The following is a 12,622-nucleotide window of genomic DNA, read 5'->3' on the forward strand; positions in this document are numbered from 1 at the left end:
CGCGCCGGAGCGCGTCCTGGGGCACACGACTCGGGTCAGACGCTGCGCAGCTCCAGGCCGCCGCCCTCGGCGACGCCGACCTGCACGGCGGCGCCGTCGCTCACCTCACCGGCGATCAGCAGCTTGGCCAGCGCGTCGCCGATCGAGGTCTGGATCAGGCGGCGGAGCGGGCGGGCGCCGTACGCCGGGTCGTACCCGGTCTCGGCGAGCCAGCGCTTGGCCTCGTCGGTCACCGTGATCGTGATCCGCCGGACCGCCAACCGCTTCTCCAGCAGCGCGAGCTGCAGGTCGACGATGTGGGTCAGCTCCTCCGGCGTCAGCGCGTCGAAGGTGACGACCTCGTCGAGCCGGTTGAGGAACTCCGGCTTGAAGGTCGAGCGGACGACGGCCATGACCGAGTCGCGCTTCTTCTCCGCGTCCAGCGTCGGGTCGACCAGGTAGTGCGAGCCCAGGTTGCTGGTCAGGATCATGATCGTGTTGCGGAAGTCGACCGTGCGGCCCTGGCCGTCGGTCAGCCGGCCGTCGTCGAGCACCTGCAGCAGGATGTCGAAGACCTCCGGGTGCGCCTTCTCGACCTCGTCGAGCAGGACGACGGAGTACGGCCGGCGGCGGACCGCCTCGGTGAGCTGGCCTCCCTCGTCGTACCCGACGTAGCCGGGAGGGGCACCGACGAGGCGCGCCACCGAGTGCTTCTCGGAGTACTCGCTCATGTCGATGCGGACGATCGCCCGCTCGTCGTCGAAGAGGAAGTCGGCCAGCGACTTCGCGAGTTCGGTCTTGCCGGTGCCGGTCGGACCGAGGAAGAGGAACGAGCCCGTCGGCCGGTTCGGGTCGGCGATGCCGGCGCGCGAGCGGCGTACGGCGTCGCTCACCGCGGTGACGGCAGCCCGCTGGCCGATCAGGCGCTCGCCGAGGACGTCCTCCATCTTCAGCAGCTTGGCGGTCTCGCCCTCGAGCATCCGGCCGGTGGGGATGCCGGTCCAGGCCTCGACGACCTCGGCGACCTGCTGGGCACCGACCTCCTCGCCGACCAGCGGCGCCTCGTCGGTCGCGGCCTTCTCGGCCTCGGCGGCCTGGCGGATCCGGCTCTCCAGCTCGGGGATCCGGCCGTAGAGCAGCTCGCTGGCCTTCTCGAAGTCGCCCTCGCGCTGCAGCCGCTCGGCCTCGATGCGCTGCTGGTCGAGCTGGCGGCGCAGCTCGCCCTCGCCCTCCAGCGAGGACTTCTCGCGCTCCCAGCGAGCCTCCAGGCCCCGGAGCTCCTCCTCCTTGTCGGCGAGGTCGGCGCGCAGGTCGGCCAACCGGGCCGCGGAGGCCTCGTCGCTCTCGCGGCCGAGGGCGAACTCCTCCATCTTCATCCGCTCGACCCGGCGGCGCAGCTGGTCGATCTCCTCTGGGGAGGACTCGATCTCCATGCGCAGCCGGGAGGCGGCCTCGTCGACGAGGTCGATGGCCTTGTCGGGCAGCTGGCGACCGGTGATGTAGCGGTCGGAGAGGGTCGCGGCGGCGACCAGCGCGGCGTCGGTGATCCGGACGCCGTGGTGGGCCTCGTACTTCTCCTGGATGCCGCGCAGGATCTGGATGGTGTCCTCGACGCTGGGCTCGCCGACGAAGACCTGCTGGAAGCGGCGCTCCAGGGCGGGGTCCTTCTCGATCCGCTCGCGGTACTCGTCGAGCGTGGTCGCGCCGATCATGTGCAGCTCGCCGCGCGCCAGCATCGGCTTGAGCATGTTGCCGGCGTCCATCGCGGAGTCGCCCCCGGCGCCCGCGCCGACGACCGTGTGCAGCTCGTCGATGAACGTGATGACCTGGCCCTCGGCGTCCTTGATCTCGTCGAGGACGGCCTTGAGCCGCTCCTCGAACTCGCCGCGGTACTTCGCGCCCGCGACCATCGCGGCCAGGTCGAGGCTGAGCACCCGACGACCCTTGAGCGAGTCGGGGACGTCGCCGTCGACCACGCGCTGGGCGAGCCCCTCAACGACGGCGGTCTTGCCGACGCCGGGCTCGCCGATGAGCACCGGGTTGTTCTTGGTACGCCGGGAGAGCACCTGCACGACCCGGCGGATCTCGGAGTCGCGGCCGATGACCGGGTCGAGCCGGCCCTCCTCGGCGGCGGCGGTCAGGTCGACGGAGTACTTCTCCAGCGCCTCGTACGTCGACTCGGCGTCCTGGCTCGTCACGCGGCGGCTGCCGCGGAGGGTGGTCAGGCTCTCGCGCAGCCCGTCGGCGCTCAGGCCGGCGTCGGTCAGCACCTTCGCGGCCGAGCTCTCGACGGTGGCGAGCGAGATGAACAGGTGCTCGGTGGCGACGTACTCGTCGTTCATGCCGTTGGCGAGGTCGAGCGCGCCGGCGAGCACCCGGGTGAGGGCGGGCGAGGCCTTCGGCGTCTGGACGCTCGAGCCGCTCGCCTTCGGGAGGTTGTCCCGCTGCGCGGCCGCCGTACGGACGAGTGCCGCGGGGTCGGCGCCGGCCTTGGTGACCAGCGACGCGGTGGTCCCACCCTCCTGGAGGAGCAGGGCCACCAGCAGGTGGACGGGCTCGACGGTCGAGTTGCCCGCCGTGGTCGCGGCGAGCTGGGCGGCCTCGATCGCCTCGCGGCTGCGCGTGGTGAACTTGTCGGCGCCGAACTGGCTCATGCGTGATCTCCTGGGTCTCGTGCGGTGCTGCGAGGAGTCTCCCTCGTCATCGAGTCCAACGCAGCAGAACTTGAGTCTGTTCCACTCAACTTTGGCAAAGTTCGTCACCCCGCAGGCGGGCGCTCCGAGGAGCGGCGGGTGAGAATGGTCCGGTGCCCGTCACCCGAGGATTCACCGGACGGCGCCGCGACGCCGGCGCCCGGTCCGACCGACTGCCGCCCGGCCAGTACGACACCGGCCCCGGCTGGCCGACGCTGACCGCCGAGGTCACGCCCCACCTCGATGCCGAGAAGTGGACGATGACCGTCGACGGTCTCGTCGAGACGCCGCGCACCTGGACCTGGCGCGAGATCCACGCACTGCCCGGGTCGTCGTACTTCGGCGACATCCACTGCGTCACCACCTGGTCGAAGTTCGACGTGACCTTCGCCGGCGTCAGCGTCGACACGCTGCTGGAGGCGGCCGGGCCGCGGCCCGACGCGGCGTATGTGAAGGCTCATTCCACCACGGGATACACGACCAACCTCCCCCTCGCCGACGTCACCGGCGGCAAGGCCTGGGTCGTGTGGGAGTACGGCGGCCGCCCGCTGCCGGTCGAGCACGGCGGCCCCGCGCGGCTGCTGGTGCCGCACCTGTACTTCTGGAAGTCCGCGAAGTGGGTGACCCGGCTCGAGCTGATGGCCCGCGACCGGCCGGGGTTCTGGGAGCAGAACGGCTACCACGACCGCGGGGACCCGTGGCTGGAGCAGCGCTACCAAGGAGATCCCTAAGTGGCGGACACGCCGGCCGGTGGGTGGACCACCGGCCGGTTGATCGAGATGGACAGGCCCACGGACCGGCTGGTCCGGCTGCGCTTCCACGTCGAGGACCGGGTCGACCACTGGCCCGGGCAGCACTACGTGCTGCGCCTGCGCGCCCCGGACGGCTACACCGCCCAGCGGTCGTACTCGATCGCCTCCGACCCGCACGACCCGCTGCTGGAGCTGATGATCGAGTGCCTGCCCGACGGGGAGGTCTCCGGGCACATGCACGACGTGGCCGAGGTCGGCGACGTGTTCGAGCTGCGCGGACCGATCGGCGGCTGGTTCACCTGGACCGGCGAGCAGCCGGCGCTCTGCGTCGTCGGCGGCTCCGGGGTCGTGCCCGCGGTCTCGATGGCCCGCTACGCGCGGCGGCTCGGACTCTCGGATTCGCTGCGGATCGTCGCCGTCGGCCGGACGTACGACGACCTGCCGTACGCGCGTGAGCTCAAGCGGTACGGCGCCTTCCTCGCCCTGACCCGCGAGAACCACGGCGACCGGGTCGCGCACCCGCCGTACCCCGACGAGGTCCTGCCGCTCGCCGAGGGCGTCGAACGCGCCTACGTCTGCGGGTCGGTCGGCTTCGCGTCCTTCGCCACCCGGCTGCTCGGCCAGGTCGGCGTACGCGCCGACACGATCCGCGTGGAGCAGTTCGGGGCGACGTCCTGAGCCCACGAGGCCGACTCCCGGCACGACGGGTTTCGAGGCTCCTCGCTAGCGCTCGTCGCACCTCAACCAGCGTCCGGCACCGACCCGCTGGCGCTCGTCGCACCTCAACCAGCGTCGGTCACCGACCCGCTGGTTGAGGTGCGAGGGCCTCCAGGCCCGAGCCTCGAAACCCGACGAGTCGACCGTCGGCCTCAGGCGCGGCCGCGCCGCCAGACGACCATGGACTGGCCGGGCTCGGGCGAGCGGAGGACGGGGAGGCGGCTCGGGGGGCGGTCGGCGCGGCGGGCGGCGAGGGCCTGGCGCAGGGCGTCCCGGGTCGCCTCCAGCTCGGCGACGAGCTCGGCGTTGCGGGCGCTGAGCGCGGAGATGCGGTTCTCGAGGTCGAGGATCCGGCGTACCCCCTCGATGCCGATGCCGGAGGAGGTGAGGTCGGCGATCTCGCGGAGCCGCTCGATGTCGCGGTGCGAGTAGCGCCGACCACCCCCGCCGGTCCGGCCGGGGGTGATCAGCCCCATCCGCTCGTACGTACGCAGGGTCTGCGGGTGCAACCCGCTCAGCTCAGCGGCCACGCTGATGACGAACACCGCGGCGTCGGGCCCCGGTGCCTCGAAGGGTGGCCGCTGCCTCATGACCCGGCCTGCTCGAACAGGTTCGCCCGGAGCGGGGCGCCGGCCATCGCGTCGCGGTAGGCCTCGACGGCCGAGCGCGCCTGCTCGTTGAGATGAGCGGGCACGTGCACGTTGACGGTGGCCAGCAGGTCGCCGACGGTGCCGTCGGCCTTCCTGGCGCCCTTGCCGCGCACCCGGAACGTGCGCCCGTTGGGCGTGCCGGCCGGGATCTTCAGCGTGACCGGAGCACCGGCCAGCGTCGGGATCTTCACCTCGGCGCCCAGCGCGAGCTCGTCGAAGGAGACGGGTACGTCGATCGTGAGGTTGTCGTCCTTGCGGCCGAACACCCGGTGCTGACCGACCTTGACGGTGACGTAGAGGTCACCGGCCGGACCGCCGCCCTCACCGGCACCACCCTTGCCGCGCAACCGGATCCGCTGCCCGTCCTTGACCCCCGCGGGGATCCGGGCCTGGATGGTCCGCGCGGAGGTGCCGCGGCCGGAGCCGTGGCAGACCGGGCACGGGTCGTCGTACACCAGCTGGCGACCGCCGCACGACGGGCAGGTCTCGTTCATCGAGAACCCGCCGCCGACCGACGCGACGACGTAGCCGGCCCCCTCACACTCCGGGCAGACGTGCGGCTTGGTGCCGGGCTTGCCCCCGGTGCCGTTGCACTCGGTGCACGCGGAGTCCGAGGTCAGCCGCAGCGCGATCGTGACCCCCTCGAGGGAGTCGGCGAAGCTGATCGTCGCCGTGCTCTCGACGTCCGGACCCTTGCGGGCCCGACGCGACTGCTGACGCCGGCCGCCGCCCCCGAAGAGGTCGCCGAACATGTCGCCGAAGCCGCCGCCGGTCCCGCCGCCCGGCGTCCCGCCCGCACGGTCGCGGAGCAGGTCGTCGAGGTTGAAGCCGCCGCCGGCCCCACCGAACCCGGGACCGCCGCCGGAGTAGCGGAACCCGCCGGAGCCCATCGAGGAGCGGAACTCGTCGTACCGCTTCCGCTTGCCGGGGTCGCCGACGACGTCGTACGCCTCGGCGACCGCCTTGAACTTGTCGTGCTTGGCGGTGTCCCCCGGGTTGGAGTCGGGGTGGTTGGCCCGCGCGAGCTTGCGGTAGGCCTTCTTGACCTCGTCCGCCGTGGCGTCCTTCTTGACGCCGAGCTCGGCGTAGAAGTCCTTCTGTGCCCAGTCGGCGCGGTACTCCTCGCTCACCCGGTCACCCCCTCTCCGTGTCTCGTCATGGTCTCGTCATGCCGGTCAGGCGGTCGGCCCGGACGGCGGGTCGACGACCAGCACCTGCGCGGCGCGCACCACCCGGTCGCCGATCCGGTAGCCGGCCTTGGCGATCACCTTGCAGGTGGTCACCTCGACCTCCGGGTCCTCGCCGATGTGGCTCAGCGCCTCGTGCAGGCTCGGGTCGAACGCGTCGCCGGGCTCGCCGTACTTGGTCAGGCCCGCCGTCGTCACGGTGCGCTCGAGCTGCTCGGCGACGGCCTTGAAGCCGTCCTCGAGCGGCGCGTGCTCCCGCGCGCGGTCGATGGTGTCGAGGACCTCGGTGATCGGCGCGAGCGCGGCGTACGTCGCGTTCTGCTTGATCAGCTCCCGGTCCCGCTCGACCCGCCGCTTGTAGTTGACGAACTCGGCCTGCAGCCGCTGGAGGTCGTCGGTGCGCTCACTCAGCGCCTGCTGCGCCGCCGTGAGCGGGTCGACCTCCTCGGCCGGCTCGTCGACCGGCGGCTCCTCGGCCTGAGGAGCAGGGGTCTCCTGCTCCTCAGGCTCCGGAACGACCTGCTCGTCGTAGGACGGGTCGGTCACTTGTTCTCACCCTCGGCGCCGTCCGCCGGGGTCTCGTCGACGATCTCGGCGTCCACGACGTCGTCGTCGGACTCGCCGGTCGCACCGGTCGCGCCACCGGCGGCCGCGGAGTCGGCCTCGGCCGCGGCGTACATGGCCGCGCCCATCTTCTGGCTCGACTCGCCCAGCTTGGTGATGCCGGCCTGGAGCTCGTCGGCGGTCGCCTCGGAGTTCTCCAGGGTGGCCTTCAGGGCGTCGACGTCGGCCTGGACCTCGGTCTTGACCTCGTCCGGGATCTTCTCGGCGTTGTCGGCCAGGAACTTCTCGGTCGTGTAGACGAGCTGGTCGGCCTGGTTGCGGGTCTCGATCGCCGCGCGACGCTGGGCGTCCTCCTCGGCGTACTGCTCCGCCTCCTTGACCATCCGGTCGATGTCGTCCTTCGACAGCGCGGAGCCGCCGGAGATCGTCATGGACTGCTCCTTGCCGGATGCCTGGTCCTTGGCGTGCACCTGGACGATGCCGTTGGCGTCGATGTCGAAGGTGACCTCGATCTTCGGCAGGCCGCGCGGGGCCGGCGGGAGGCCGGTCAGCTCGAAGTTGCCGAGGGGCTGGTTCTGCGCCCACATCTGGCGCTCGCCCTGGGCGACCTTGATCTCGACCGACGGCTGGTTGTCGTCGGCGGTCGTGAAGATCTCGGAGCGCTTGGTCGGGATCGTGGTGTTGCGCTCGATCAGGGTGGTCATCACGCCGCCCTTGGTCTCGATGCCCAGCGACAGCGGGGTGACGTCGAGGAGCAGCACGTCCTTGACCTCGCCCTTGAGGACGCCGGCCTGCAGGGCCGCGCCGACGGCGACGACCTCGTCGGGGTTGACGCCCTTGTTGGGCTCCTTGCCACCGAGCAGCTCCTTGACGACGTCGGTCACGGCGGGCATCCGGGTGGAGCCGCCGACCAGGACGACGTGGTCGATCGCGGAGACCGCGACGCCGCCGTCCTTCAGCACGCTCTGGAACGGCGCCTTGGTGCGGTCGAGCAGGTCGGCCGTCAGCTTCTGGAACTCGCTGCGCGTGAGCTTCTCCTCGAAGTGCAGCGGGCCGGACTCGCCGTGGGTGATGTACGGCAGGTGGATCGTGGTCTCGCTCGAGGAGGAGAGCTCGATCTTCGCCTTCTCCGCGGCCTCCTGGAGGCGCTGCTTGGCGATCTTGTCGGCGCCGAGGTCGACGCCGTTGTTGTCCTTGAACTTCTTGATCATCCAGTCGACGACGCGGGCGTCCCAGTCGTCGCCACCGAGGTGGTTGTCACCGGAGGTGGCCTTCACCTCGACGACGCCCTCGCCGATCTCGAGCAGGGACACGTCGAACGTGCCGCCGCCGAGGTCGAAGACGAGGATCGTCTGGTCGTCGCCCTTGTCGAGGCCGTACGCCAGCGCGGCCGCGGTGGGCTCGTTGACGATCCGGCTGACGTTGAGGCCCGCGATCTCGCCGGCCTCCTTGGTCGCCTGGCGCTGGGCGTCGGAGAAGTACGCCGGGACGGTGATCACCGCGTCGGTGACCGTCTCGCCGAGGTACGCCTCGGCGTCCCGCTTCAGCTTCTGCAGCACGAACGCGCTGATCTGCTGCGGGGTGAAGTCCTTGTCGTCGATCTTCTGCTTCCAGTCGGTGCCCATGTGGCGCTTGACGGAGCGGATGGTCCGGTCGACGTTGGTGACGGCCTGGCGCTTGGCCACCTCGCCGACGAGGACCTCGCCGGACTTGGCGAAGGCGACGACCGACGGGGTCGTGCGCGCACCCTCCGCGTTCGCGATGACGGTGGGCTCGCCGCCCTCCAGGACCGACACGACGCTGTTCGTCGTACCGAGGTCGATGCCGACCGCACGTGCCATGTTTCTCATACCTCCGTGTGAAGAACCTGCTGTCTCAGACAGCCTGGGGAAGACTCAGCGGCCCATCTTGCGCGGTCCCGCTGGGACAAGCAAACAAGTTGAGTCGGGTGAACTCAAGTTTGCTCACTGGGCTCAACGGAGGGTGTGCCGGAGTTGTTCCCGCTCCTGCCCCTCATCGCCGACCCGGCGCGAGTTCGCGCCGGGTCGGCACCACATTCACGCCGGGTCGGCGATCAGTCGAAGACGATGACCCGGGACCGGTCGAGCAGGAGGCGGGACTCGGTGTGCCAGCGCACGGCCTGGGCGAGGACCCGGGCCTCGACGTCCCGCCCGGCCTGGACCATCTCCTCGGGGGTGGTGCGGTGGTCGATGCGGATGACGTCCTGCTCGATGATCGGCCCCTCGTCGAGGTCGGCGGTGACGTAGTGCGCGGTGGCGCCGATCAGCTTCACGCCGCGCTCGTGCGCCTGGTGGTACGGCCTGGCGCCCTTGAAGCTCGGCAGGAACGAGTGGTGGATGTTGATGACGCGGCCGTCGAGCTTGGCGCAGGTCGCGTCGGAGAGCACCTGCATGTAGCGGGCCAGCACCACCAGGTCGACGCGCTCGCTCTCGACCAGCTCCAGCAACCGCGCCTCCGCGGCCGCCTTGGTGTCCGCGGTGACGGGGACGTGGTGGAACGGCAGGTCGTACGTCGACGTCAGCCGCTCGAAGTCGCGGTGGTTGGAGACCACCCCGGCGATCTCGACGTTCAGCGCGCCGGTGCTGTGCCGGAACAGCAGGTCGTTGAGGCAGTGCCCGAACTTCGACACCATGATCAGGGTCCGGTACGGCGCGTCCGCGGCGACCAGCTGCCACGACATGGCGTGGGTCTGCGCGACCGCGACGAAGGAGCCGCGCAGCGTCTCGACGTCGACGTCCTCGGCGCGGAACTCCACGCGCATGAAGAAGCGGCCGTTGACCGGGTTGTCGAACTGCTGGGAGTCGGTGATGTCGCCCTGGTGGCCGACGACCCAGCCCGCGACGGCGTGCACCAGGCCGACGTGGTTGTCGCAGGCGAGGGTCAGCACGTAGCGGTCGGGGCCGGATCTCATGGCGAGAAGGGTGGGGGAGTCGCCGCGTCCGCCGCAACTCGCTGAGGAGCGCCTGGGATGATGCTCGCCGAGAAGGCAGCCGACCCGGGGCCGACCGACCACGCAGGGAGCTCGCAATGACCGGCCAGCCGACCAGCCCCGCCCTGCGGGTCGAGGGGCTGTGGAAGGTCTTCGGCCCGCGTGCCGACCGGATCCTCGGGCCCCCCGAGGCCGACCTCGACCGCGCCACGCTGAAGGAGCGCACCGGCTGCGTGGCTGCGGTCCGGGACGTCTCCTTCGAGGTCGCCCCGGGCGAGGTGTTCGTGGTGATGGGCCTCTCGGGCTCCGGCAAGTCGACGCTGGTGCGCTGCCTGACCCGGCTGATCGACCCGACGGCCGGCGCGATCACCGTCGACGGCCAGGACGTCGTCGCGGCCTCCGAGGCCGAGCTGCGCGACCTGCGCCGCCACCGCGTCTCCATGGTCTTCCAGCACTTCGGCCTGCTGCCGCACCGGCAGGTCCTCGACAACGTCGGCTACGGCCTCGAGGTCCGCGGCATGAAGAAGGGCGAGCGCCACGAGCGGGCGCGGCAGCTGGTGGACCTGGTGGGCCTCGCCGGCTACGAGCACTCGTACCCCGACCAGCTCTCCGGCGGCATGCAGCAGCGGGTCGGCCTCGCCCGGGCGCTGGCCAACGACCCGTCGATCCTGATCTTCGACGAGCCGTTCTCGGCGCTGGACCCGCTGATCCGCCGGGACATGCAGGACGAGGTCGCCCGCCTGCAGGCCGAGCTGCACACGACCGCGGTCTTCGTGACCCACGACCTCAACGAGGCGCTCCGGCTCGGCGACCGGATCCTGATCATGCGCGACGGCGCGGTGGCCCAGATCGGTACGCCGGCCGAGATCGTCGCCCGCCCCGCCGACGACCACGTCCGCGACTTCGTCAGCTCGGTGCCGCGCTCGCACGTGCTCACCCTCGAGTACGTCATGCGCCCACCGACGCCCACCGACTCGCTGGAGGGCCCGGCGCTGGCCGCCGACCTCGTCGTACGGCAGGCGGCGCGGATCGCTCTCGCCTCCGCGCACCCGGTGCGGGTGATACGCGACGGCGAGCTGGTGGGCATCGTCGACGACGACGCGATCCTGCGGGTCGTCGTCGCCGAGGAGACGCCCTCGGCATGACCGCCACCCTCGAGCGGCCGGCGACGGCCCCGTCCGCGCCGCCCGAACCGCGGTCGCGGCGGTCCGTGCCGCGCTGGGCGTGGGTGCTCGGCATCCTGGCCCTCTGGGCGCTGGCGGCGTACGTCGGCCACGGCCGGTCGACGATGAACCTGTCGGGCGGCAGCGCCACCGAGCTGCACGACGGGCTCTCCCAGCTCAAGCGCGACCTGATCGCCGGCCGCGACGACAACGTGCTCATGCAGGCCGTCGGCGCCGTGTCGGACGTCTTCAACGCGGTGGTCGAGCAGCTGCAGCGGCTGGTCTCGGTCCCGGCGCTCCCCCGGCCCGTGCCCCAGATCGGCTGGCTCGGCGTGCTCGGCATCCTCGGCTGGGTCAGCCTCGCCGTCGCGGGCTGGCGGCACGCGCTCGGCACCGTCTGCGCGCTGACCGCCGTCGGTCTGCTCGGCTACTGGAGCACGGCCATGGACACCCTGGTCGTCACCCTGGTCGCGGTGGCGATCTGCGTGGCGGTCGGCGTACCCCTGGCGGTCCTCGCGGGGACGAACCGCCGGGTGAACGCGGTGCTCACCCCGGCGCTCGACGTCCTGCAGACGATGCCGTCGTTCGTCTACCTGGTCCTGCTCACCCTGTTCTTCAGCCTGGGGCCGGCGATCGCGGTCGCGCTGACCGTGCTCTACGCGATGCCCCCGGTCGTCCGCATCGGTGCGGTCGGCCTGCGCGAGGTCTCTCCGGTCACGCTGGAGGCCACCGACTCCCTCGGCCAGACCCGGTGGCAGCGGCTGACCCGGGTGCAGCTGCCGATGGCCCGGCGCACGATGATCGTGGGCGTCAACCAGACCACGATGGCGGCCCTGTCGATGTCGGTGATCGCCGGGTTCGTGGACGGTCCCGGCCTCGGCAAGCCGGTCATCCGGGCGCTGAGCGCCGGCATGAACCAGGTGGGCGCCGGCTTCACCGCCGGCCTGGCGATCGTGATCCTGGCCATCATGCTCGACCGCGTGACGACGGCCGCCAGCGAGCGCACCGAGACCATCGCGCGGGGCGGCGGCGGGTCGCGCCGTACCCGGCGGATCGTCCTCGCCGGCGGGGCCGTCGTCGCTGCGGTCCTCGTCCACCTGTCGCGGACCTACCGCTCCCTCGCGGAGTTCCCCGAGACCTCCGTGGGCCGCACCGTCGCCGACGCGGCCCAGGCCGTCTCGGACTGGACGACCGACCACCTCTCCGTGCTCACGACCGGGATCCAGGAGGCCGTCACCACGGTCTTCATCAACCCGGTCCAGGATGTCGTGGCGAGCTCACCCTGGTTCGTCACGGGTACGGCGCTGCTCGCGCTGTCCGCCGTGCTCGCGGGCCGGGCGGGCGCCCTGTCGACCCTGGTGTGCCTGGCGGGCATCTGGCTGACCGACCTCTGGTACGACGCCATGGTCACCCTCACCAGCGTGCTGGTGGCGACCCTGTTCGTGATGGCGATCGCCCTGATCCTGGGGGTCGCGATGGCGCGGCGGCGTACCGTCGACCGCGTCCTGCGCCCGGTCCTCGACGCCGCCCAGGTGATGCCGGCGTTCGTCTACCTGATCCCGGTCCTCGGCCTGTTCGGGCCCAACCGGTTCACCGCGATCGTGGCGGGCGTCGTGTTCGCCGCGCCGGTGGCCGTGAAGCTGGTCGCCGACGGTGTCCGCCAGGTCTCGCCGACCGCGGTCGAGGCCGCGACCGCCGCCGGGTCGACCCCGTGGCAGCTGATCACCAAGGTCCAGCTGCCGATGGCCCGCAGCCACCTGGTGCTGGCGGCAAACCAGGGCCTGCTCTACGTCCTGTCGATGGTCGTCATCGGCGGGCTGGTCGGCGGCGGCGGGCTCGGCTACGACGTCGTGTTCGGCTTCGCCCAGGGCGCCTACTACGGCAAGGCCCTCGCGGCCGGCATCGCCATCGTCCTGCTGGCCGTCATGGTCGACCGCGTCGCCCGCCGGGCGGCCGCACGCTGATGC

The 12,622-nt window shown here is 71.6% G+C and carries 10 protein-coding genes; 4 read left to right on the forward strand and 6 right to left on the reverse strand.

Annotation, left to right across the window (positions count from 1 at the left end; all coding sequences use genetic code 11):
* Positions 1–35: 35 nt before the first annotated feature.
* Positions 36–2,633, reverse strand: coding sequence for an ATP-dependent chaperone ClpB (clpB, locus tag VMF51_RS20910; RefSeq protein WP_325476408.1), 2,598 nt, complete (start codon positions 2,631–2,633; stop codon positions 36–38).
* A 152-nt stretch (positions 2,634–2,785) separates the two neighbouring features.
* On the opposite strand from clpB, the gene VMF51_RS20915 reads away from it, so the two are divergent.
* Positions 2,786–3,403, forward strand: a complete 618-nt coding sequence (locus VMF51_RS20915; protein ID WP_325476409.1) for a sulfite oxidase-like oxidoreductase — start codon at positions 2,786–2,788, stop codon at positions 3,401–3,403.
* Positions 3,404–4,102, forward strand: coding sequence for an FAD-binding oxidoreductase (locus tag VMF51_RS20920; protein WP_325476410.1), 699 nt, complete (start codon positions 3,404–3,406; stop codon positions 4,100–4,102).
* 191 nt (positions 4,103–4,293) lie between these two features.
* On the opposite strand, the gene VMF51_RS20925 is transcribed toward VMF51_RS20920, so the two are convergent.
* The 5 genes from VMF51_RS20925 to purU all read right to left on the reverse strand — a co-directional run bounded on the left by VMF51_RS20925 (position 4,294) and on the right by purU (position 9,474).
* Positions 4,294–4,731, reverse strand: coding sequence for a heat shock protein transcriptional repressor HspR (locus tag VMF51_RS20925; protein WP_325476411.1), 438 nt, complete (start codon positions 4,729–4,731; stop codon positions 4,294–4,296).
* Complete coding sequence (dnaJ, locus tag VMF51_RS20930; RefSeq protein WP_325476412.1) at positions 4,728–5,921, reverse strand: molecular chaperone DnaJ; 1,194 nt, start codon at positions 5,919–5,921, stop codon at positions 4,728–4,730. The genes VMF51_RS20925 and dnaJ overlap by 4 nt, the downstream gene beginning before the upstream one ends.
* A gap of 45 nt (positions 5,922–5,966) precedes the next feature.
* Positions 5,967–6,524, reverse strand: coding sequence for a nucleotide exchange factor GrpE (grpE, locus tag VMF51_RS20935; RefSeq protein WP_325476413.1), 558 nt, complete (start codon positions 6,522–6,524; stop codon positions 5,967–5,969).
* Complete coding sequence (dnaK, locus tag VMF51_RS20940) at positions 6,521–8,383, reverse strand: molecular chaperone DnaK (RefSeq protein WP_325476414.1); 1,863 nt, start codon at positions 8,381–8,383, stop codon at positions 6,521–6,523. Before dnaK ends, grpE begins: the two co-directional genes overlap by 4 nt.
* A 233-nt stretch (positions 8,384–8,616) precedes the next feature.
* Positions 8,617–9,474, reverse strand: a complete 858-nt coding sequence (gene purU, locus VMF51_RS20945) for a formyltetrahydrofolate deformylase (RefSeq protein ID WP_325476415.1) — start codon at positions 9,472–9,474, stop codon at positions 8,617–8,619.
* A 116-nt stretch (positions 9,475–9,590) separates the two neighbouring features.
* Here purU and VMF51_RS20950 point away from each other — a divergent pair, with 116 nt between their 5' ends.
* Both VMF51_RS20950 and VMF51_RS20955 read left to right on the forward strand, forming a co-directional pair.
* The gene (locus VMF51_RS20950; protein ID WP_325476416.1) at positions 9,591–10,637 is read left to right on the forward strand and encodes a glycine betaine/L-proline ABC transporter ATP-binding protein; all 1,047 of its coding nucleotides are present in this window, start codon (positions 9,591–9,593) and stop codon (positions 10,635–10,637) included.
* On the forward strand, positions 10,634–12,619 hold the full coding sequence (locus tag VMF51_RS20955; RefSeq protein ID WP_325476417.1) for an ABC transporter permease: 1,986 nt from the start codon (positions 10,634–10,636) through the stop codon (positions 12,617–12,619). Before VMF51_RS20950 ends, VMF51_RS20955 begins: the two co-directional genes overlap by 4 nt.
* Positions 12,620–12,622: the final 3 nt, after the last annotated feature.

Origin of the sequence: Nocardioides sp., assembly GCF_035503875.1 — a bacterium.
Taxonomy (GTDB): Bacteria; Actinomycetota; Actinomycetes; order Propionibacteriales; family Nocardioidaceae; genus Nocardioides.